This window comes from Kitasatospora sp. NPDC091207, from assembly GCF_044768625.1.
In the GTDB taxonomy this organism is placed as follows: Bacteria; Actinomycetota; Actinomycetes; order Streptomycetales; family Streptomycetaceae; genus Kitasatospora.
The window spans coordinates 711,769-732,672 of sequence record NZ_JBIVVS010000001.1; the positions used below are offsets into that span (position 1 = coordinate 711,769).

A 20,904-nucleotide genomic window follows, 5' to 3' on the forward strand; every position below is an offset into this window, starting at 1 on the left:
GTCCTCGAACCCCAGTGCCGTAGGCTCGCTCGGCGGCGCGTTCGTGGCCGCGCCGATCACGAGCGGGGGCGGGGAGTCCAGAGCTGATGAGCACGGCATCGAGTACATCGAGCACGGAACCGGCGAGCGCGGAGCCGCCCGGCGCCGAGGTGGCCCCGGACGACGCCCGGGGGCAGGGCCGCTTCGCCGCCGCGGTGGACCGCTTCGCGCCCGCGCTCGGCGCGTACGCGGTGGTGAAGGCCACCGGCCTGACCGTCTTCCTGCTGCTGCTCTCGCACACCGGCGACTTCCTCCGGAAGGACCCGGGCCGCGGGGGCGGCGCCCAGCCCTGGGACGTGCTCGGCACCTGGGACGGCGTCTGGTACCAGCGGATCGCCGAGAACGGCTACGACCCGCAGCTGATCCCGCTGCACGGCTACCCGCTCGCCAGCTACTACGAGAACTCGGCCGCCTTCTTCCCGCTCTACCCGTGGCTGATGCGCCTGGTCGGCGCCGTCACCGGCCTCGGCCCGTACGGCTCGGGCATCGCGGTCTCGGTGCTGGCCTCGTTCGTCGCGGCGGCCGGCATCTTCGCCGTCGCCGAGCGGCTCGGCGGCTTCCGGGCCGGGGTGATCGCCGCGGTGGTCTGGGGCCTCTTCCCGGGGTCGGGGGCCGAGTGGGCGGTCTACTCGGACTCGTTGTTCGTCGCGATCTCCGCCTGGGCCTGCTACTGCGTGATGACGCACCGCTGGCTCGCCGCCGGACTGCTCGCCTTCGCGGCCGGCCTCAACCGGCCCACCGCCGCCGCCCTGATCGCGGCCGTCTCGATCGCCGCGCTGGTGGCACTGGTCCGGCGCACGGACGGCGTGGCCCGGCCGCTGACCGCGATGCTGATCACCCCCTGGGGGCTGCTCTGGTACGTCGGCTGGGTCGGCTACCGGATGGACGACTGGGGCGGCTACTTCAAGCTGCAGCGCGGCGCGTGGAACCGCTACTTCGACTGGGGTGCCTCCACCGCGCGCACCTTCCTGGACGTGATCACCGGGCACTGGGACTTCTGGCAGTCCAACCCGGCACCCGACCTCATCGCGGTGGCCCTGCTGATCGCCCTGCCCGGGCTGCTGGTGCTGCTGCTGCGCATCCGGCCGCCGCTGGTGCTGGTGGTCTACACCCTGCTGACCGTCTTCACCGCGCTGAGCAGCAACCAGATCTTCGGCAACATCTCGCGCTACCTGCTGCCCGCCTTCCCGCTCTTCATCGGCCTGGCGATCGCGCTGCGCCGGGTGCGGGTGTCCACCCTGGTGGGGCTGTTCGCGATGCCGACGCTCGCGGCGGGCTGGTACGCGGGGTACGCGCTGTTCGAGCTGGGCATTCCGTAGACCGCGGCGGGCGGGCGCCGGGCCGGCCGCCGCCCGGCACCCGGGGATTGGTTGGTCACGGGATCATCTGCCGGCAGACGGCCTTGCTACGCTCGGACGTATGACGACGAGCCCGCCCGTGCGCCGGATCCGTGACATCTCCGGCCTGCTGGACCACGCCAGCCATGTCCTGGCGACCCGGATGTCGGCCGCCTTCACCGAGCTGGGGATCACCCCGCGCGCCTACTGCGTGCTGTTCCACGCACTGGAGACCGAGCGCACCCAGATCCAGCTGGCCGAGCTCGCGGACCTGGACAAGACCACCATGGTCGTCACCGTGGACGAGCTGGAGAAGATGGGCCTGGCCGAGCGCCGCCCGTCCGCCACCGACCGCCGGGCCCGGATCATCTGGGTGACCGAGGCGGGCGAGCGGGCCGTCGAGCGCGGTACCGCGATCGCCGACGGGGTGCACCGCGAGGTGCTGGAGTCGCTGCCCGAGCCCGAGCGGGCGGTCTTCGTCTCGGCGCTGAACCACCTGGTGGAGGGGCATCTGGCGGAGCCGGTGGAGAGCGACCGGACGGTTCGGCGGGCCCGCCGCTCCCGGGGCTGAGCATCCCGAAAGAGACCTTCCCGAGAAAGATAGTCCCGAACAAGACTATCTGTTAGTGTCATACCCGGTACTCGACGAACCGGGAGACCCGACATGACCACGCAGGCCCCCAGCGCACCCGCCCCCAGCGCACCCGCCCCCAGCGCACCCGCGCCGACCGCACCCACCCCGGGTGCGTCCGCCCCGACCCGGGCGGGATCGGCCCGCTCCCGTGCCCTCGCCCTGGCGGTGCTCTGCGCGGGAATGCTGATGATCATCCTGGACGGCTCCATCGTCACCGTGGCCCTGCCGGCCATCCAGGCCGACCTGGGGTTCTCGTCCGCCGACCTGACCTGGACGGTCAACGCCTACCTGATCGCCTTCGGCGGTCTGCTCCTGCTGGCCGGCCGGCTCGGTGACCTGATCGGCCGCAAGCGGGTCTTCATCGCCGGACTCGCCCTCTTCACCGCGGCCTCGGTGCTCTGCGCGGTCGCCACCGGCCAGGGCATGCTGATCGCCGCCCGCTTCCTCCAGGGCGTCGGCGGCGCGATGGCCTCCGCGGTCAGCCTCGGCATGATCGTCACGCTCTTCCCCGAGCCGGGCGAGCGCGGCCGGGCGATCGGTGCCTTCAGCTTCGTCGGCGCGGCCGGCGCCTCGATCGGCCAGGTCCTCGGCGGCGTCCTCACCCAGGCCCTCAACTGGCACTGGATCTTCCTGATCAACCTGCCGCTCGGCCTCACCGCCGTCCTGCTCGCGGTGCGGGTGCTCGACGCCGACCGCGGCCCGGGTCTGCGGGCCGGTGCCGACGCCCTCGGCGCCGTGCTGATCACCGCCGCCCTGATGCTCGGCATCTACACCATCGTCGGTACCGGCGAGCACGGGTGGACCTCCGCCCGCACCCTCGGCCTCGGCGCGCTCGCCGCCCTGCTGCTGGCCGGCTTCCTGCTGCGCCAGGCGCGGGCCGCCCACCCGCTGCTGCCGCTGCGGATGCTCCGCTCCCGCACCGTCGCCGGCGCCAACCTGGTGCAGGTCCTCGCGGTGTCCGGGCTGTTCGGCTTCCAGATCCTGCTCGCGCTCTACCTGCAGAACGTGCTCGGCTACGGGGCGGCCGCGACCGGTCTCGCCATGCTCCCGGCGGCGGTGTCCATCGGGGCCGTGTCGCTGTTCCTCTCCGCCCGGCTGAACGCCCGCTTCGGCGAGCGCAACGTGCTGCTGGTCGGGCTGGCCCTGCTGGTCGCCGCACTGGGGCTGCTGGTGCGACTGCCGGTCGACGCCGTCTACGCCGTCCACCTGCTGCCGACCATGCTGCTGATCGGTGGTGGCGGTCTGGTGCTGTCCGGGCTGACCGGGCTGGGCATGTCCGGTGCCGGGGCGGCCGACGCGGGTACCGCCTCCGGCCTCTTCAACACCACCCAGCAGGTCGGTGCGGCTCTCGGGGTCGCCGTCCTCACCACCCTCGCGGCCACCCGGACCGGGGCGCTGGCCGGGGCCGGGCACCCGGCCGCCGAGGCCCTCGCCGGCGGGTTCCGGCCGGCGTTCGCCGTCGCCGCCGGGCTGCTGACGCTGGCCCTGCTGGTCACCGCCGTCGTCCTGAAGTCCCCGCGGTCCGCCGGGTCCGCCGGGTCCGCCGGGGCTGCCGGGCAGCCCGTCGCGCCGCTGCTCTGACGCTCCACACCTCGTGCGGGCCACCGGGTCGATCCCGGTGGCCCGCAGGGCTGTTCAGGCGCGACCGGGGTGGCTTGTCAAGGATCCGGAAGGGATTCCGGGGCAATTCTCATGCGCTCTTCGGAAAATGTCGGCTATGCCTGTCTTCAGGGGGTTGCGGCCTCCGGGGGAAGTGGTCGGAGATCTTCCGGATATGGGCGCGAGGTGTGATCATCGCCAAATTCGGGGTGGAATCCGCAGCCGTGCGGAAAAGGCGTCCGGAGCCCGCGCGACTCCGTGCACGACTGCGCTCGACCCCGCGCGGGCCGGGACGCGGAGGAGCGAAGAAAGAGCACGGAGGAGCCGCCGGAGGACCGGGGTGCGTGAGGCGGCCGACGACGGTGGCGGCGAGGGGGAGTGGTGCGCGGGCGGCGGCCGGCGGGGTGGGCGCGGCGGCCACCGGAGTGGGGCGCGGTCCGCGCGTGCTGGGCCGGGTTCTCCGGCCGACGGCACGTCGCGTCGTTCGAGCGGGGCCCGCGCTCCGCCGGCGGGTCGGGATCGTGGACCGACGGTGACCGGGGGGCGGACCGGGCGGGCTCAGGCGGAGCGTTCGGCCTGGGCCAGCGTGACGGCGAGGGAGCGCCAGACCTCGGAGGCGAGGTCGATGTTGGCCGCGTCCTGGGCCTGTTGGGCGAGTTGTTCCAGCTCTCGGATCGCGGCGTCGCGCTCACCGTTCAGGATGCGCAGTTGGTTGCGCAGCATGAGGTGCCGGACGCGGTCCCGAAAGGACAGGTGCTCGGGGTGGTCGCCGAGTCGTTCGCAGAGTTCCCGGGCGGCCGGGTGGTCGTCCTGGTGGAAGGCCAGGTGCGCCTGGAGGGTGAGGAACTCCTGCTGGTGGACCGGCAGGCTCAGCAGCTCGACGGCCGGGGCGGCCTCGCGGAGCCGGCGTTCGGCCTGGTCGGTGCGGCGCGGATCCATCCGCAGGTAGAGCGAGGCGGCGGCGAGTCGCAGCCGCATCCAGAGCACCAGTTCCTCGTTGCCGGCGCCCAGCAGGTCCATGGCCTGTTCCAGCAGGGCGGCCGCGTCGGCGTGCCGGCCCTGGCGGATGCGGATGCTGCCGGCCGTCCAGAAGGACTCGGCGCGCAGGGCGACCGGGAGTTCGTCGGCGAGCCGGAGCACCTGGTCGGTGTGGTCCACGGCCTCGACGAGCCGGCCCGTCTCGGCTTCGACGGAGATCAGGACGAGCAGGGCGCGGGTCAGGTCGCCGCGGGAGAGCTGGTGCTCGGTCGCGAGGGCGTAGGCCTCGGTGGCCATCCGGTGGGCGGTGGGGACGTCGCCGGTGGTCCTTTGACATCGGGCCAACTGGATCCGGGCTCTGACCTGCAGGTGCGGGTGCTCGATCTGGTCGCTCAGCTCGGTGAGCGACTGCAGGGTGCGCTGCTGGTCCTGGCGGGCGCCGCTCTTGCGCTGGTTCTCGGCCAGCATCCAGAGGGACTGCCAGCGCAGTGCGGGGTGGGTCGGGGCGCCCTGCCGCACGGTGTCCAGCAGCATCCGGGTGGCGTCCTCGGTGTCACTCCCGGAGACCACCATGGCGAGCGTTTCGGCGGTACGGTCGGCCGGCTCGGCCTGGAACGACGAGAGCGGCAGGTCCAGCTTTTCGCAGAGGTAGGCCACCGCGCGGTCGGTCGGCGGGCGGCTGCCCGACTCCAGACGGGAGAGGTAGGCGGCGGACATGCCGGGCCCTGTCAGCTGGGCCTGCGAGATGCCTCGGTTCTGCCGGATCGTCCGTAGCCGGATGCCGAAGTAGGGCTGTGGCAGGGTTGGGATGGACGTCTGGAGCATGGCGACGACACTGCCACAGCGCCACCGTCATTTGTCAAGCCCGCACCGGGACCCCGGCAATTCTGTCAATCCGGGGCCCGGCGCGCGGTGGATCAGGGCTGGTCGGAGCGGCTCACGGCCACTCGATGTCGCCCTCCTTGCCGTCGGGTACGACGATCGTGATGCCACTTCCGGCCGTCGTCGAGTTGGCCGTGTGGGCCGACAGGGCATGGAGGTTCTGTGCCGCGCCGAATGCGAGGACCACCGCCAGTCCGGTGAGCGCGAGCGTGCGGCGGAGTGTGTTCATCGTGCATTCCCTAGGGTTGTTCAGCAGTGATTCCTGGCGGCGGTACGGGCCGGCTTCCCCCCGATCACTCCGCAGCGGCAACGTAGCTCACCTCGGGTTCTTTGACAAGCATCTGCCAAAGAGATTGACAAACTTGGCAAGCGATCGAAGGGTGCTGTCTTATGAGGCTGTAGCGGAGGAGGGGGTGGTGGCGGTGACGGGGGCGGTCACGTCCGAGGTCAACAGCGTGCCGATCGCGGAGTTGAGGCCGGCCGACTCGCCGCGGCTCGCGGGCGAGGACGGCGGACATGTCGAGACGCTCGCGCAGAGCGGGACGGCCTTCGACCCGATCCTGGTGCACCGGGCCACCCGGCGGGTGGTCGACGGCATGCACCGGTTGCGCGCCGCCGCCCTGCGCGGCGAGCGCCAGATCAGGGTGCGGTACCTGGACGGGCCGGAGGAGGAGATCTTCATCCGCTCGGTCGAGGCCAATGTGGCGCACGGCCTTCCGCTGACCCTGGGGGACCGGCGGGCGGCGGCGACCAGGATCCTCGGCTCCCACCCGGGCTGGTCGGACCGGGCGATCGCCCGCACCACGGGGCTGTCGCCGAAGACCGTGGGGGCGATCAGGCGCCGTTCGAGCGAGGAAAATCCTCAGTCGAGCGCCCGGGTGGGCCAGGACGGGCGGATCCGTCCGGTGGATCCCGTCGAGGGCCGCCGGGCCGCGGTCGCGCTGCTGACCGAGCGGCCCGAGGCGACCCTGCGCGAGATCTCGCAGGCCGTCGGCATCTCGTCCAGCACCGCGCACGAGGTGCGCCGGCTGCTGCGGCAGGGCGAGGACCCGTTGCGGCTGGCCGGGCGCGTCCCGAAGCAGGACCGCCGCCCCCTCCCGGCCAGGTCCGGCCAGGCCGCGCGGTCGCGGACCCCGGAGCCCGACCGGTCGGGCATCCTGGAGCGGCTCGCGAAGGACCCGTCGCTGCGCTTCACCGAGTCCGGGCGGCTGCTGTTGCGCTGGTTGGGCACCCATGACTTCGACGCGCGGACCGGCCAGGAGCTGATCGCCGCCGTGCCGCCGCACTGTGCCGCCGCCGTGGCCGACCTGGCGAGCAGTTTCGCGCGTGAGTGGAGCCGCTTCGCCGAGGAGCTGGCCCAGCGTGCCGATCTCCCGGACGGTGGCCGCCCCAAGGCTTCTTGACGCTCGATCACGAGCGTTGCGAGGATCGACGCGCTGCTGCCGTGAGTGCGACGAGAGCCACCGGCACGGTGGCTCTCCGCGCGTCCGTCCCGCCTCCTCCCGTGCTCGGCGCCCGCAGCGCGTCGACACCGCCGGCTTCGGATCCCGAGCCTGCGCCCCGGCCGGCCGGACCGCGACCATCCCTGCTTCCGAACACCAAAGGAGACGGCCGTGGCGCCAGCCACCGAGTCCACTGTCGACATCGCCATCGTCGGAGCCGGCCCCGCGGGCCTGTACGGCGCGTACTACGCCGGGTTCCGCGGCCTGACCAGCGCGGTGATCGACGCGCTGGAGCAGCCGGGCGGCCAGGTGGCCGCGCTCTACCCCGAGAAGCGGCTGTACGACGTGGCCGGCCATGTCGCGGTCAAGGGCCGGGAGTTGATCGACAACCTGCTGGAGCAGGCCGCGCCCTTCGAGCCCCGCTACCTGCTGGGCCAGACCGCGACGACCCTCGCGCCGCACGGCACCGGGTGGGAGATCACCACCGACGCGGGCAGCCGGGTCCTCGCCGGCGCGGTGGTGATCTCCGCCGGCATCGGCCGCGTGGTGCCCCGCACCCTGCCGTGCTCGCTGCCCTACGAGGGCCGGGGCGTCGCCTACCACGTGCCCCGGCTGGAGGAGCACCGCGACCGCGACGTGGTGATCGTCGGCGGCGGCGACAGCGCGGTGGACTGGGCGCTGGCGCTGGCCCCGATCGCCGGGTCGGTCACCGTGGTCCACCGGCGCGGCACCTTCCGGGCCCACGAGCACAGCGTGAAGCAGCTGTACGCGGCACCCGTCCGGGTCGTCACCGACGCCCAGGTGACCGCCTGCCACGGCACCGACGCCCTGGCGGGAGTGACCGTCCGAAGCCCCGAAGGCGAACTGGAGCTGCCCGCGCAGGCCCTGGTCGCCGCGCTCGGCTTCTCCTCCCAGCTGGGTCCGATCGCCGACTGGGGCCTGACGCTGGAGCACCGCCAGATCCTGGTCGACGCCGCCATGCGGACCAGCCTGCCGCAGGTGTACGCGGTCGGGGACGGCTGCGCCTACGAGGGCCGGGTGCCGCTGATCTCGGTCGGCTTCGGCGAGGCCGCCACCGCGGTGAACCACGCGGCCGTGGCGCTGCGCCCCGGCGCCCAGCTGGCCCCGGAGCACTCCTCCGACTTTCCGCAGTCCGGTCCGGCCTGAGCCGACGACCGCCCCGACGCGCCCCGGCGCGTGCCGCCACACCGATGAGAGGAAGCCAATGATGACGACACCTCAGATTGAGTCGGGCCAGTTCAGCGAGGTGATCCCCGGAGTGGTCGACGGGACGGTCACCGCCACGCTCGACGCGGAGGGCAACGTCTCCCTCCACGTCCTGGTCGGCCGGCACGGCCGGAACTCCGAGCGGTGCGACCGCATCGAGTTCATCCTCACCGAGGAGAACGCCCAGCAGCTGGGCGCGATGCTGACCGACGCCACCACCGCGCGCACCGGTCCGGTGCCCTGCTCGGTGGGCGTCCGGCTGAACTCCCCCTTCACCGGGACCGAAGCGGACCTCGCCTCCGCCGGTCCGTCGGCGCGTTGAGCTACGCGCTGACGGCCACCCAGGTCGTCCGCATGCTCGGTGACTGGCGGGCGGCCGGGCCGGCCTACGCGGACCTGGCGGAGGCGTTCCAGGTGCTGATCGCCGACGGCCGGCTGCCGGCCGGGGCCCGGCTCCCGGCCGAGCGGACCTTCGCCGCCCAGTGCGGTCTCAGCCGCAACACCGTCACCGCGGCCTACCGGATCCTGCGCGAGCGGGGGTTCCTGGCCAGCGACCGCGGGGCGGGCTCGTTCGTCCGGCTGCCGGAGCCCGGCCGACGGACCCGGGCCCCGTACTCGCTGGCGGCCCGCGGGGCCGGGTCGATCGACCTGGCGGTGGCCTCGCTGCCCGCCCCCGAGGCGGTCCTCGGCACCGCGACCAGGCTGGCCGCCGGGGACCTCGGCCGGTACTCGCACCTGCACGGCTACGACGTGGCCGGCGTGGCCGAGCTCCGTCGGGAGATCGCGGACGACTTCACCCGGCGGGGCGCTCCGACCGGTCCCGGCCAGATCCTGGTGACCGCCGGGGCCGACCACGCGCTCGGACTGATCATCCGGCTGCTGTCCCGGCCGGGCGAGGCGGTGATCACCGACAGTCCGACGTACCCCAACGTGATCGACCTGACCAGGGCGCTGGGCCGGCGGCTGCTGACCGTGGGCCTGGGCGCCGACGGCTGGAACACCGACGTCTGGACGTCCGCACTGCGCCAGGAGGCGCCCAGGCTGGCCTATCTGATGCCGGACTTCCACAACCCGACCGGTCTGGTGATGCCGGACTCCGCGCGGTCCGCGATCGTCGACGCCTCGCGCGGCTCGGGCACCTACCTGGTGGTCGACGAGGCGCTGCGCGAACTCGCGCTGGACGGCGGGGAGCCGCCCCCGCCGATGGCCTCCTACTCGACGCCCGACCACGTCATCACCATCGGCACCATGAGCAAGACCTGCTGGGCCGGCCTGCGGGTGGGCTGGATCCGGGCGTCCAAGCCGGTGATCGCCCGGCTGATCGGGCTGCGCAACCTCGTCGACACCGGCAACTCGCTGCTCACCCAGCTCATCGGGCTGCGCGTGCTGGAGTCCGGGGACAGCCTGCTGCGGGAGCGGCGGGAGCTGCTGCTGGAGCGCCGCCGGGTCCTGGCGCAGCTGCTGGAACGGGACTTCCCCGACTGGCGGTTCGCCCTGCCGCGGGGTGGCCTCTCGCTCTGGGTGGACCTCGGGGCCCGACTGGGCTCGCCGCTGGCGCAGGCGGCCGGCCGGCGCGGGGTGGAGATCCTCTCCGGGGGCCGCTTCGGCGTGGACGGCACGCTGGAGAGCCATATCCGGATCCCGTTCGTCGCCGACGAGCCGACCCTGGTCGCGGGCTGCGAGCGCCTCGCGGAGGCCTGGCGGGAGGTCCGGCTGACCGGCCGGGGGAGCCGTCGGGCCCAGGCGGCGGCCTGATGCCGGGCGGGCCGCCGTCACGGCGCCAGCGCCAGCGGCGCCCCGCCCGCCGACGCGGGTGCGCCCGGCAGTTCGCGCATCCGCCGCAGCGGCGACAGGAGGACCGGCAGGACGGCGAAGAGCTCGCCGACGACGCCCACCCACATCGCCTGCCGGACCCCGAGGCTCTGCCCCAGCACGCCGCCGATCAGCGCGCCCAGCGGCATCGCGCCCCAGACCAGGAAGCGCACCGTCGCCGTCATCCGGCCCAGCAGCGGCTTCGGGCAGAGCTGCTGGCGGAACGCCACCCCGGTGATCTTGAAGGTCATGAAGACCACCCAGCCCAGCGCCTGGAGCAGCAGCGCGACCGCGAACCGCCAGTCGGCCTGGTACATCGGCAGGGCCAGCAGCCAGAGCACGGCACTGGTGATCATCGCCGCGCACATCGCCGGACCCTGGCCGAACCTGGTCACGATCCGCACCGTGACCAGGCTCCCGATCAGGCCGCCGACCGCCTCCGCGGTGAACACCAGCCCGCACAGGAACGGCGACAGATGGAGCTCGCCGGCGAGCAGCACCAGCAGCATCGAGGCGCCGATCGTGCCGCACATGTTGGAGATCGCCGCGGTGAGGGTGATCGAGCGCAGCAGTCTGTCGCCGAAGACGAACCGCAGCCCCTCGCCGATCTCGGCCCGCAGGCTCGCGTCCGGACGGATCTCGGGCCGTTCCTCGGGCCGCCTGATCCGGGTCACGAAGAGCGCCGACAGGACGAAGCTCACCGCGTCGACCACGATGGCCACCGGCGCGGTCAGCGCCCCGACCAGTACCCCGCCCGCGCCCGGCCCGCCGACCTGGATGGTGCTGCGGCTGGCCTCGATCTTGACGTTGGCCTCCACCAGCTGCGCGTCCTCCACCAGGTGCGGCAGGTAGCTGCCGTGCGCCGCGTCGAAGAACGCGGTGCAGACGGACATCCCGAACGCGACCCCGTACAGCTGGAGGAGCGTCAGGCCGTCCAGCCAGGAGGCGATCGGGACGGAGGCGAGCAGCGCGGCCCGGCCCAGGTCGCCCAGGACCATCACCCGCCGCCGGCGCACCCGGTCCACCCAGGCGCCGGCCGGCAGGCCGATGAGCAGGAACGCCAGGTACTCGAAGGTCACCAGGAGACCGGCCTGGAAGGGCGTGGCCTTGAGCGTGCCGATCGCGACGAGCGGGAGGGCGATGAGCGTCACGGCCGTTCCCGCCTGGCTCACCGAGTCGGCCGCCCAGAACCGACGGAAGTCGGTATGGCGGAAGAGACTGGTGCGAGGCGCTGTCATGGCCGCCAACACCACCACCCTGGAGCCGGAACGGCCATTGTTTTAGTCTGGGCGAAAACCTCGCGGGGCGGTCGGAGGACGAGGCCATGGGTGAACTGCGGTTCGGCGTGCACGACATCGTCAACATCAGGTTCGCGATCTCCCCGCTCTGGGAGACGGTCGCCAGCCTCCGGGTGGTCGCCGACCCGGGTCGGTACGTCGTCCATCTGCCCTGGATCAGAAGGGCGTTGGCGCTGCGGCAGGACCGCGCACTGGTGGTCCGGACGGCGGCGCTCGCCGCTCTGCTGCCGCTGCGCGACGACGGGCCGGCCTTTCTGACGCCGTCACCGCGCTGCCCGCTCGCCGAGATCGAGGAGGAGCTCGCGATCCTGCTGGCCACCCCGGCCGAGGAGGTCCGGGCCGGTCTCGGCGCCGCCTGTCCGGCGCAGACCCGCTCACCGTTCGGGCGCCGGCTCGCCGAGGATCCGGAGCGGGCCCTGCCCGAGCTGGCCGACGCCGTGCACGCCTGGTGGCTGGCGGCGGTCAAGCCGCACTGGCCGCGGATCCGCGCGGTGCTGGAGGCGGACATCGCCCACCGCACCCGCCGGCTCGCCGAGGACGGCATCCAGCAGGTGCTGGGTGGCCTCCACCCGAGCCTGCGGTGGGCCGGGGACCGGCTGGTCTCGCCGGACCTCCCGGCGGCCGGGCTCGACCTCGGCGGTACCGGCATCACCCTCACCCCCAGCGCCTTCGCCGGCCGGTGCCATCTGCTGACCGCCCGCCGGTCGGCCCCGCCCGGCGCGGTCTACCCGTCCCGGGCGCTCGGGGTGCTCTGGGAGCGCCGGGAGAGCGCGGGGGACGGCCTGGCCCGGCTGCTCGGCCGCAGCCGGGCCCAGCTGCTGGCCTGCACCAGCTCGCCGACCACCACCACCCAGCTGGCCGCCCGCACCGGGCTCAGCCTGGGTGCGGTCTCCCAGCACCTCGCGGTGCTGCGCGACGCCGGACTGGTGACCAGCCACCGGTACCGGCGCGAGGTGAATTACACGGTCAGTGACCTGGGGACGGCCCTGTTGCAGCAGGCGTAGTTCCGGGCGCTATCGCGTTGACAGACCGACCGGCCGCCCAGCATGCTCCTCAGGTGTCCCAATCGAGCCCGGCGCCCAAAAAGAGCCTGATTTCCCATCACGATTTCCGGCAACTCTGGGCCGGCCAGTCCATCAGTCAGATCGGCTCGGCGGTGACACTGCTCGCCCTGCCCTATCTGGCGATCAAAGAGCTGGACGCCACGCCTTTCCAGGTCACGCTGCTCACGATGTTCCAGTACCTCGCATTCCTGCTGCTCGGCCTTCCGGCCGGCGCCTGGGTCGACCGAATGCGGCACCGCCGGGTGATGATCGTGGGCGATGTGGGCCGGGCGATCCTGCTCGCCTCCATTCCGGTCGCGTACGCCTTCGACGCGCTCACCCTGACCCAGCTCTACGCCGTCACCTTCGGCAGCTCGGTGCTCACCCTGTTCTTCGACGTGGCCTACCAGAGCGTGCTGCCCTCGCTGGTGGCCGACGAACAGCTCGTCGAGGGGAACGCCAAACTGGAGGCGACCCGCAAGGTGGCCGAGGTCGGGGGGCCCGGTCTGGCCGGCGCGATCATCAACGTCCTCAGCGCGCCGCTGGCCATCGCGGTCAACTCGGTCAGTTTCCTGGGCTCCGCGTTCTTCCTGACCCGCATCCGGCGGCCCGAGCGGCGGCCGGAGCCCCGCCCGGACAGCAATCTGCGCAAGGAGATGGGCGAGGGCCTGCGCTTCGTGCTCGGCCACCCGATCCTGCGGCCGATCGCCGCCACCGCGACGATCTCCAACCTGTGGGGCACCATCGGCATCTCGCTGCTGGTGGTCCTGCTGGCGGACACCCTGCACCTGTCGGCCCTGCTCGTCGGCCTGGTCTTCAGCGCCGCGGCCCTGGGCGGCATCGCCGGCGCGGTGCTGGCGGAGCGGGTCGTCGCCCGGCTGGGCCAGGGCCCGGCGATCTGGATCTGCATGGTCGCCAGCACCGCCTGCTGGTTCCTCGCGCTCCCGCTCTACCAGGCCGACTGGCGGCTCGCCCTCGGCATCGTGCTGCACGGCCTGGGCTGGATCCCGTTCATCATCTACAACGTCACCCAGGTCAGCTTCCGGCAGCGGGTGACCCCCAAGCACCTGATGGCCCGGATGAACGCCACGATCCGGTTCATGGTCTGGGGCGTGGTGCCCGTCGGCGCCCTGCTGGCCGGCGTGCTGGCCGAGGAGTACGGCGTCCGGGCGGCGATGTGGGTGGGCGTGGTCGGCGAGCTCTTCGCCGTCCTGCCGGTGGTGATCTCGCCGCTGCGCGCCATGCGGGAGCTCCCGACCGCGCCGGAGGACGAGCCGGTGGCGGCCCCCGCCACCGTGTGACCTCGGCGTTCTCCCGGCACGCCCCGCCGGATGATCTCCGGTACGCGCCCGGGGGGCCCGCGCTATTCGCGGACCGTTTCTCCGGCGGTGCCTCCCGATTTCTCCCGCAGGTTGTTCCCCCGATACCTCGGTAATTCCCCCGGCCCGTGGCCGGCCCGCTCCACCGGGCCGGCCACGGGCCTTTTCGCGTCCCGGGCGGCCGGGGCCATGGTGCCAAGCATGGCGAATTGGCACTGTCCGAGCACCGCGCCGGTTGCTAGCGTCCTTATCGACGGGGAATGCGCCATTGAGCCGCACATTCGGAGCAGTATGCGGCGCCTCCCCGGCATGGCAGCGCATTGGTACTAGGAGGAAACAAGTGGCAGCGGAAACCCTGGACCGCGAGAAGCTGGAAAACCTCGCGGCCGAGCTGATCGAGAAGCAGTTCCAGCGCGTTCCCAAGATGCGCGAGCTGCACGCCGGCGAGTGGACGGACCGGGACTTCTACATCCGTCACATCACCGAGACCGTGCTTCGCATCCGTCTGAACAACGAGGTCGACACCTACGCCCTCTTCAAGGTCGGTTCGAAGGACGACACCCTCGCCGCCCACCTCGCCAAGTACCTGGCGGAGGAGTTCGGCCACGAGAGCATGTTCACCCGTGACCTCTTCAAGTTCGGTCTGACCCAGGAGGACATCGACGCCACCGATGTCTTCCCGTCGACCAAGAAGCTGATGGGCTACCTGCGTCTCGAGGCCGACTCGCGCGGCCCGGCGCCCACGACGGTCTGGGACTGGCTGGTCGAGTGGTACTCCGACCGCTACAACCCCACCATCACGAACAAGGCCGCCGAGGACTTCGGCCGCGAGTTCGTCGCGGGCACCGCGACCCACATCGAGTTCGACGAGTCGCACGACCACGACGAGCTGATGTTCCGTACGGTCGCCCGCGCGGTCGAGGTGTTCGGCACCCCGAAGCAGGCGTACCAGGACCTCACGACCTTCGTGGAGCTCATCGGCGACTACTTCGCCGAGCTCTACGAGCTGACCGTGGGCAGCAAGCAGCCCGCCGGGGTCTGAGTGAGAACGGCACGGGCGCGGCCTCGCGCCGCGCCCGTGCCGGCCGCCCGTGATCATGTCGCGCACCCGTCCGTGAGGGTTGAACACTGATGTCTGAACAACTGCCCGCCCCGCGCGGGCGCGTCCTGATCGTCGAGCCGAGCTCGTCAGGGGTCGCCCTGCTCGCGGAGGCGCACGCGCTCGGTTTCGAGACCGTCGTGGCGTCGGCGGACGTCGACGACCGTCGCCTCCCGGACGCGGCCCGCGACCACGTCGACCGGCTGGTCGTGGTGGACACCAACGACGAGCAGGCGCTGGCCGAGGTCGCCGCCGCACTCCACGCCGAGAGCCCGCTGGCGGGCATCGTGCCGGGGTTCGAGTTCTACGTGGACACCGTCGCGCGGCTGGCCCCGGCGCTGGGCCTGCCCGGTCTGCGCGCCGACACCGCGCGGGGGCTGCGCAACAAGGCCACCATGCGCCGGCTCGTCGAGGCGGCGGGGCTGCGGGTCCCGCGGCACGCCGAGGCCACCGACGAGCGGGAGCTGCTCGCCGCCGCCGACCACGTCGGCTTCCCGGCGGTCCTCAAGCCCACCGAGTCCGCCGGCAGCATCCACGTCAGCCGCGTCGACTCGCCCGAGCAGCTGCTCGCCGCCTTCCGGAGCCTGCGGGCCGACCACCGCTCCGACCTCGGCCGGCTCCTCGACGGCCCGGTGCTGCTGGAGGAGTACCTGGACGGTCCCGAGGTCAGCGTCGAGGGCTACGTCGAGAACGGCCGCGCCGTCGTCCTGGCGGTCACCACCAAGATGCTCGGCCCGGAGCCCTACTTCGTGGAGCTCGGCCAGATCATGCCGCACCCGGCGGCCCCGGAGGCCAAGGCGGCCATCGACGCCTACGTCGCCGGCGTCTGCGAGGCGCTCGGCGTCACCCGCGGGCCGTTCCACTGCGAGCTGCGGCTGCCGGCGGGGGAGCCGGTCCTGATCGAGCTCGGTGCCCGGCTGGCCGGACACCGCATCCCGAAGCTGGTGGAGGCCGTCACCGGGGTCTCCCAGGAGCGGATCATGCTCGCCGGCTACACCGGCCTGAGCGCCCAGGAGGTGGGCGCCTCCTCGGCGCCGACCGCCAAGTACGTGGGCATCGCCTGCTTCACGGCCTACGGGCTGTCGCGCTACCGCGCCATCGAGGGTCTGGACGAGCTGCGCGCCCACCCGGACACCCTGGAGGTGCGGCTCTACGTCGGGCCGGGGGAGCCGATCCCGCCGGCCGAGGACTTCCGCTGCTTCCTCGGTCATGTGGTCTACAAGGCCGAGTCGTACGAGGACGCCGCGACGCGCTGGCACGCCGTCCGGGACGAGGTGCGCTTTGTCTAGTCGAGAGATCCCGCAGTACCTGGTCATCAACCGGTTCGACGACGAGTTCGGCGAGTACCACCGGTTCGTCGAGCCGGGCAGCTGCCGGCTCGCGTACATCACGCTGCCCTGCGGCCTGCCGATCCTGGACGAGGAGAGCGCCCTCGACCTCGTGGTGGTCGACGACCTGGAGATCGGGACGCTGCTGCCGATCGCCCGGCGGCTCGCCGAGCTGCACGGCGGCTTCGACGCCGTCGTGGGCCCCTCGGAGTACGACGTGCTCTCCACCGCGCAGCTGCGGGTGGAGCTCGGAGTCCCGGGCTGGCAGCCGGAGTTCGTGACCGCCTTCCGCGACAAGGCCCGGATGAAGGACCTCGTCGGCGGTGCGGGGCTGCGGGTGCCGCGGTTCTGCCGGCTGGACGCGGACAGCACCGCCGCCGGGATCGCGGCCGAGGTCGGGCTGCCGCTGATCCTCAAGCCGCGGGCCGGCTGGTCGGCGCGCGGCGTCGTGCTCGTCCGCGACGAGGCCGAGCTGGCCGCGCTGCTGGTCGAACAGGGCGCCGAGCTCGACGGCTACGAGTGCGAGGAGTACGTCGAGGGCGCGATCCTGCACGTGGACGGCATCCGCCGGGGCGGCAAGTTCCACTTCGTCAGCGCGTCGGAGTACATCAACACCTGCCTGGACTTCCTGACCGGCACCCCGCTCGGGTCGGTCCTGCTCGACCCCGGCCCCCGGCTGGACCGGGTCGCCGAGTTCACCGGTGGCTGCCTGGACGCCCTGGACCTCGTCGACGGGCCCTTCCACCTGGAGCTGTTCGACACGGCCGGCGGGGAGCTGGTCTTCCTGGAGGTCGGCCTGCGCCCCGGCGGCGCGGAGGTGCCCTTCGTGCACCGCGACCTGTTCGGCATCGACCTGTTCGCCGAGGCGTTCCGGGCGACCATCGGCCTGCCGCCGGCGGTGGCGGCCGAGGCGCTGCCCGTCGGGGTCGCCGGCGGCTGGGTCAGCATCCCCGAACCGCGGCCGTACCCCAGCACGGTGGTGTCCCGCAGCTCGCTGCTGGACAGCGTCGACGAGGTGTACGCGGAGGTCGTCCCCGAGGTCGGCACCGTCTTCGACGGCAGCGGCGGGTACGAGCACATCGGCGGCCGGTTCCGGCTGCGCGGCACCGACCACGCCGCCGTGCGGCGCGCGGCGCTCGCGGTGATGGACCGGTACCGGCTGGTGGTCGAGCACGAGGGGCCGGCTGCCCGATGACCACTGCTCTCACCAGCCCGGTCGGGATCCTGATCGCCCGGGGCGGGCCGGACATCGACGAGGTGAAGATCCGCCGGGCCGGCGCCGGCCACGAGGCGGCGGTCCGCGCGCTGGCCCGGACGGCGGGCGCCGCCCTGCCGGACCGGCCGGAGTCGTTCCACGCCGAGCGGATCGAGGAGTTCTGCCTGATCGAGGAGCTCGGCACGGTGATCGCCTGCGTCGGCGTCCACCGCACCGACGACGGCGCCGAGTTGTACGACCTGGTGGTGGCACCGGACAAGCGGGGCATCGGCCTCGGCCGGCTGCTGGTGGCCGCCGTGCTGCTGATGCTCAGCGGCGAGCCGGTGACGCGGGTCCGGGTGGAGCCGGGCGAGGCCCGGGAGTGGTTCACCGCGCTCGGCTTCACCGAGGAGTCGCCGACCGTCCTGGGCCGGGACACCGCCGGCGGCTTCGACGCGCTGGAGACCCTGGGCCGGATCGCCGATCTCCAGGTCGAGTTCCAGCGCTCGGGCCGGACACTGCGCTGGGAGCCGTCCTCCACCGCGCTGCTGATGTTCGCGCAGCGCGGCGGGCTGAAGCCCGAGTCGCTCTGCTGGGCCGGGGTCTGCGGCACGTGCGCGGTCCGGATCAAGCGCGGCACCGTCAGCTACAACACCGATCCGGGCGTCGACCCCGAGGACGACGAGGTGCTGCTCTGCATCACCCGGCCGGTCACCGACCTGGTGCTGGACCTCTGAGCGGACCGTGACCGGCACGGGGGCCGGTACGGGGGTGGCCGCCGGGACGGGCGCCGGCACCGGGGGGTGCCGGCGCCCGGGGCGGCCGTGCGGGACGCGAGTACGGAACCGAGTACGGAGAACGTGATGACGGAGAACCGACGATGACCAACCGTGTGACCGAGGCGTACAACGCCGCCTGCAAGATCCCGGGCAACGGCCTGGTCGACGTCATGCGGACGCTGGCGGCCAACCCGGCGATCCCGACCTGGAAGCGCCCCTACCCGCCGCGCCCCAACTTCGTCGAGGAGCGCGAGATCCGCGCGTTCGCCGACGATCTGACGGCCCTGCTGGGGATGCTCACCACGCTGCCCGACCGGCTCTTCGACGGCGACCTGGACCGCTTCCTCGACGCCGTCGGTGTCCACGGCGCCCGGGCCGAACTGATGCGCCGCCACGCGCACCAGACCCCGGTGGTCTTCGGCCGCGCCGACGTCTACCACGACGGCGACGCCTTCAAGCTGCTGGAGTTCGGCATCGGCAGCGACCTCGGCGGCTGGGACTGGGCCGGCGAGGTGCCGCGCGGCCTGCTGGAGATCGACGCCTTCGCGGCGTTCGCCGAGGAGCACGGCCTGGGCTACGTGCACACCGGCCGCGAGACGGTGCGCACCATCAAGGAGGCCGCCAAGGTCGTCGCGGGCGACCGCGAGCCGGTCGTCGCGATCATCGAGGGCCCGGGCGGCCTCGACACCTTCGGGGCGGCCACCTGGTACAACGTGCACCGGGTGCTGCGCGGCCTCGGTCTGGACCTCCACCTCGGAGAGCTCGACGACCTCGTGGTCAAGGACGGCCGGCTGGTGCTGGACGGCCGGGTCATCGACGTGGTGTGGCGCGCCTTCGACACCGACCAGCTGCTGGAGGACCCGGCGTTCGTCGAGCTGGCCGAGCCGGTCTTCCGGGCCCACGAGGCGGGCAAGGTGCTGCTCTGGCACACCCTGCAGAGCAACCTGTTCGGCGAGAAGGGCTGCATGGCCCTGCTCTCCGACCCGCACTACGCCATCGGCTTCACGGCCGAGGAGCGGAAGGTCATCGACCGGGCGCTGCCGTGGACGCGGTCCCTCCAGCGTGCCGAGGACCTGCTGGTCCCCGGCCGGCTGGACGACCTGATGGCGCGCCGCGACACCCTGATCCTCAAGCCCAACAACCTCTTCGGCGGACACGGTGTGGTCGCCGGCTGGGAGACCGCCGAGGACGCCTGGCGGACCGCCCTGACCGAGGGCGCGGCCGCGGGCTGCGTGGTGCAGGAACGGGTCGTCCCGCGCGCCGAGTTCATGGTCGACCCGGCGACCGGCGAGGAGCGGCCCTGGCAGACCCTGTGGGGCGTCTTCTACCAGCCGGACGGCTACGCCGGCGCCCAGGCCCGGGTCGTCCCGGCCGGTTCCACCGAGGTCATCGGGCACCGCTCCATCGACCAGGTCCACACCGGTGCGGTGCTGACGTACTGAGCCGTCCGCGCCGAACCGCCGTACACAATCAGGATGGGTGAAGTGAGAACGTCGGAAGACCACGGAATGTCACACGTCATCGTGATGAACCGTTGGAAGGACACCTACGCCGACTACGCGGCCTACATCGACCACACGCGATGTGCCGTCACGTACATCACCAGCCCGCTCGGGCGCGGAGCCGTCCCCGAGGGCGCGGCCGAGATCGTCACCCTGGACGACATCCAGGACCTCGCGCAGCTGCGCGCCGCCGTCCTGGGCCTCGCCGAGCGCCACGGCGCGCCGGACCGCCTCATCACGCTGAAGGAGGAGGACCTGGAGAACGCCGCCGTCGTGCGGGCCGAACTGGGCCTGCCCGGCATGCGGCTGGAGGAGGTCCTGGCGTTCCGCGACAAGGTGGTCATGGGCGAGCGGATCGCCGCCGCCGGCCTGCCGATCCCGGCCTTCACCGCAGTCTCCACGGCCGAGGACATCACCGCCTTCGCGGCCGAGCACGGCTGGGACCTCGTGGTGAAGCCGCGCGACGGCAGCGGCAGCGCCGGTGTCGTGGTGATCTCCGGCCCGGAGGACCTGGAGCGCATCGAGTTCGGCCGCTGGAAGCTGATGGCCCAGGTGCGCAACCCGCACCTGATCTGCCACGTGGACGGCATCTTCGACGGCGAGCGGCTGCTGGTCTGGCGCGGCTCGCGCTACGTCAACACCTGCCTCGACTTCGCCCACGGCACCTTCTACGGCTCCATCGAGGAGGCCGACCCGGAGCTGCACCGGATCATCGGCGAGGCCACCGAGCAGTACATGCGCGCGCTGACCGACCGGGCGACCCCGTTCCACCTGGAGCTGTTCCTGGAGGAGACCGAGTCCGGTGCCACCTGCTCGTTCCTGGAGACCGGTGCCCGGGTCGGCGGCGCGGAGACGCCGTTCCTCTGGCGCGAGGTGCACGGGTACGACCTGATGAAGGCGGCCTTCCACCTCCAGCTCGGGGTGCCCCTCCAGGAGGGCGTCGACTGGGCCGTCCAGGACGTCGCCGGCTTCCTGGTGGTCCCGGCGCCCGCGCCCCGGCCGTGCCGCTTCACCCGGATCACCTCGATGGTCGGCCGCACCCCGGGCCCGTACGCCGAGTCGCTGGCCAAGGTGGGCGACGTCCTGCCGGTCGCGCACGGCTACGAGCACGTCGGCGGGCGCTTCCGGTTCCGCGGCGCCGACGCCGAGGAGGTCCTGGAGTCGATCACCGAGACGTTCAAGGGCTACACCGTCTCGGCGGAGACCGTGGAAGCCGCCGCGGTGTGACGTCGGCTCGGGAGCTCGGTGTCCGGCGCTCCAACCGCCGTGGCACGCACATGTCGAGACTGCCTGCCAGGAAGGCCTCGACCTGCGTACCGTGACCGTGGCGGACGGCCGTGGGCCACCCCCCACGGCCGGACCCGAGACCCGAGACCCGTGCCCGAGTACCG

The 20,904-nt window shown here is 72.7% G+C and carries 18 protein-coding genes; 15 read left to right on the top strand and 3 right to left on the bottom strand.

Annotated elements, in window-relative coordinates:
- Positions 1 to 86: 86 nt before the first annotated feature.
- The 3 genes from ACIQTO_RS03195 to ACIQTO_RS03205 all read left to right on the top strand — a co-directional run bounded on the left by ACIQTO_RS03195 (position 87) and on the right by ACIQTO_RS03205 (position 3,591).
- On the top strand, positions 87 to 1,358 hold the full coding sequence (locus ACIQTO_RS03195; protein WP_402382117.1) for a hypothetical protein: 1,272 nt from the start codon (positions 87 to 89) through the stop codon (positions 1,356 to 1,358).
- Positions 1,359 to 1,458: 100 nt separating this feature from the next.
- Positions 1,459 to 1,947 (top strand): MarR family winged helix-turn-helix transcriptional regulator, encoded by a 489-nt coding sequence (locus tag ACIQTO_RS03200; RefSeq protein WP_402382119.1) that lies wholly within the window; start codon positions 1,459 to 1,461, stop codon positions 1,945 to 1,947.
- Between the two features lie 93 nt (positions 1,948 to 2,040).
- Complete coding sequence (locus ACIQTO_RS03205) at positions 2,041 to 3,591, top strand: DHA2 family efflux MFS transporter permease subunit (protein WP_402382122.1); 1,551 nt, start codon at positions 2,041 to 2,043, stop codon at positions 3,589 to 3,591.
- A gap of 576 nt (positions 3,592 to 4,167) precedes the next feature.
- Here the strand turns inward: ACIQTO_RS03205 and ACIQTO_RS03210 are convergent.
- Positions 4,168 to 5,412 carry a helix-turn-helix domain-containing protein gene (locus ACIQTO_RS03210; protein WP_402382124.1) on the bottom strand — a complete coding sequence of 415 codons (1,245 nt, stop codon included), beginning with the start codon at positions 5,410 to 5,412 and terminating at the stop codon, positions 4,168 to 4,170.
- A 112-nt stretch (positions 5,413 to 5,524) separates the two neighbouring features.
- Positions 5,525 to 5,698, bottom strand: a complete 174-nt coding sequence (locus ACIQTO_RS03215; RefSeq protein WP_402382127.1) for a hypothetical protein — start codon at positions 5,696 to 5,698, stop codon at positions 5,525 to 5,527.
- A gap of 187 nt (positions 5,699 to 5,885) precedes the next feature.
- Between ACIQTO_RS03215 and ACIQTO_RS03220 the strand changes: the two genes are divergently transcribed.
- From ACIQTO_RS03220 to ACIQTO_RS03235, 4 genes are all read left to right on the top strand, one after another.
- Positions 5,886 to 6,872 carry a ParB N-terminal domain-containing protein gene (locus tag ACIQTO_RS03220; RefSeq protein ID WP_402382130.1) on the top strand — a complete coding sequence of 329 codons (987 nt, stop codon included), beginning with the start codon at positions 5,886 to 5,888 and terminating at the stop codon, positions 6,870 to 6,872.
- A gap of 210 nt (positions 6,873 to 7,082) precedes the next feature.
- Positions 7,083 to 8,078, top strand: a complete 996-nt coding sequence (locus ACIQTO_RS03225; RefSeq protein WP_402382133.1) for an NAD(P)/FAD-dependent oxidoreductase — start codon at positions 7,083 to 7,085, stop codon at positions 8,076 to 8,078.
- A gap of 61 nt (positions 8,079 to 8,139) precedes the next feature.
- Positions 8,140 to 8,460, top strand: coding sequence for a hypothetical protein (locus tag ACIQTO_RS03230; protein ID WP_380571615.1), 321 nt, complete (start codon positions 8,140 to 8,142; stop codon positions 8,458 to 8,460).
- A complete protein-coding gene (locus tag ACIQTO_RS03235) occupies positions 8,457 to 9,893 on the top strand; it encodes a PLP-dependent aminotransferase family protein (RefSeq protein WP_402382137.1) in 1,437 nt (478 codons plus the stop codon). The genes ACIQTO_RS03230 and ACIQTO_RS03235 overlap by 4 nt, the downstream gene beginning before the upstream one ends.
- 17 nt (positions 9,894 to 9,910) lie before the next feature.
- Here the strand turns inward: ACIQTO_RS03235 and ACIQTO_RS03240 are convergent, their stop codons facing one another.
- Positions 9,911 to 11,188, bottom strand: a complete 1,278-nt coding sequence (locus ACIQTO_RS03240) for an MFS transporter (protein ID WP_402382139.1) — start codon at positions 11,186 to 11,188, stop codon at positions 9,911 to 9,913.
- Between the two features lie 86 nt (positions 11,189 to 11,274).
- Here ACIQTO_RS03240 and ACIQTO_RS03245 point away from each other — a divergent pair, with 86 nt between their 5' ends.
- The 8 genes from ACIQTO_RS03245 to ACIQTO_RS03280 all read left to right on the top strand — a co-directional run bounded on the left by ACIQTO_RS03245 (position 11,275) and on the right by ACIQTO_RS03280 (position 20,740).
- Positions 11,275 to 12,252: a DUF5937 family protein gene (locus ACIQTO_RS03245; protein WP_402382141.1), complete on the top strand. Its 978-nt coding sequence runs from the start codon at positions 11,275 to 11,277 to the stop codon at positions 12,250 to 12,252.
- A 53-nt stretch (positions 12,253 to 12,305) separates the two neighbouring features.
- Positions 12,306 to 13,592, top strand: coding sequence for an MFS transporter (locus ACIQTO_RS03250; RefSeq protein ID WP_402382144.1), 1,287 nt, complete (start codon positions 12,306 to 12,308; stop codon positions 13,590 to 13,592).
- A 358-nt stretch (positions 13,593 to 13,950) separates the two neighbouring features.
- Entirely contained in the window at positions 13,951 to 14,652 is a 702-nt protein-coding gene (locus tag ACIQTO_RS03255) for a hypothetical protein (RefSeq protein ID WP_380571620.1), read from the top strand.
- A gap of 89 nt (positions 14,653 to 14,741) precedes the next feature.
- Positions 14,742 to 15,998, top strand: a complete 1,257-nt coding sequence (locus ACIQTO_RS03260) for an ATP-grasp domain-containing protein (RefSeq protein WP_402382147.1) — start codon at positions 14,742 to 14,744, stop codon at positions 15,996 to 15,998.
- Positions 15,991 to 17,232: an acetyl-CoA carboxylase biotin carboxylase subunit family protein gene (locus ACIQTO_RS03265; protein WP_402382150.1), complete on the top strand. Its 1,242-nt coding sequence runs from the start codon at positions 15,991 to 15,993 to the stop codon at positions 17,230 to 17,232. The genes ACIQTO_RS03260 and ACIQTO_RS03265 overlap by 8 nt, the downstream gene beginning before the upstream one ends.
- Positions 17,229 to 17,969 carry a GNAT family N-acetyltransferase gene (locus tag ACIQTO_RS03270; RefSeq protein ID WP_402382153.1) on the top strand — a complete coding sequence of 247 codons (741 nt, stop codon included), beginning with the start codon at positions 17,229 to 17,231 and terminating at the stop codon, positions 17,967 to 17,969. The genes ACIQTO_RS03265 and ACIQTO_RS03270 overlap by 4 nt, the downstream gene beginning before the upstream one ends.
- A 143-nt stretch (positions 17,970 to 18,112) precedes the next feature.
- Positions 18,113 to 19,453, top strand: a complete 1,341-nt coding sequence (locus tag ACIQTO_RS03275) for a hypothetical protein (protein ID WP_402382156.1) — start codon at positions 18,113 to 18,115, stop codon at positions 19,451 to 19,453.
- Positions 19,454 to 19,519: 66 nt separating this feature from the next.
- Positions 19,520 to 20,740, top strand: coding sequence for an acetyl-CoA carboxylase biotin carboxylase subunit family protein (locus ACIQTO_RS03280; protein WP_402382158.1), 1,221 nt, complete (start codon positions 19,520 to 19,522; stop codon positions 20,738 to 20,740).
- Positions 20,741 to 20,904: the final 164 nt, after the last annotated feature.

Bases quoted from the DNA above. Each gene is read 5' to 3' on its own strand.
- ACIQTO_RS03195 (WP_402382117.1), top strand. From the start codon at position 87: ATGAGCACGGCATCGAGTACATCGAGCACGGAACCGGCGAGCGCGGAG.
- ACIQTO_RS03200 (WP_402382119.1), top strand. From the start codon at position 1,459: ATGACGACGAGCCCGCCCGTGCGCCGGATCCGTGACATCTCCGGCCTG.
- ACIQTO_RS03205 (WP_402382122.1), top strand. From the start codon at position 2,041: ATGACCACGCAGGCCCCCAGCGCACCCGCCCCCAGCGCACCCGCCCCC.
- ACIQTO_RS03210 (WP_402382124.1), bottom strand. From the start codon at position 5,412: ATGCTCCAGACGTCCATCCCAACCCTGCCACAGCCCTACTTCGGCATC.
- ACIQTO_RS03215 (WP_402382127.1), bottom strand. From the start codon at position 5,698: ATGAACACACTCCGCCGCACGCTCGCGCTCACCGGACTGGCGGTGGTC.
- ACIQTO_RS03230 (WP_380571615.1), top strand. From the start codon at position 8,140: ATGACGACACCTCAGATTGAGTCGGGCCAGTTCAGCGAGGTGATCCCC.
- ACIQTO_RS03240 (WP_402382139.1), bottom strand. From the start codon at position 11,188: ATGACAGCGCCTCGCACCAGTCTCTTCCGCCATACCGACTTCCGTCGG.
- ACIQTO_RS03245 (WP_402382141.1), top strand. From the start codon at position 11,275: ATGGGTGAACTGCGGTTCGGCGTGCACGACATCGTCAACATCAGGTTC.
- ACIQTO_RS03260 (WP_402382147.1), top strand. From the start codon at position 14,742: ATGTCTGAACAACTGCCCGCCCCGCGCGGGCGCGTCCTGATCGTCGAG.
- ACIQTO_RS03270 (WP_402382153.1), top strand. From the start codon at position 17,229: ATGACCACTGCTCTCACCAGCCCGGTCGGGATCCTGATCGCCCGGGGC.
- ACIQTO_RS03275 (WP_402382156.1), top strand. From the start codon at position 18,113: ATGACCAACCGTGTGACCGAGGCGTACAACGCCGCCTGCAAGATCCCG.
- ACIQTO_RS03280 (WP_402382158.1), top strand. From the start codon at position 19,520: ATGTCACACGTCATCGTGATGAACCGTTGGAAGGACACCTACGCCGAC.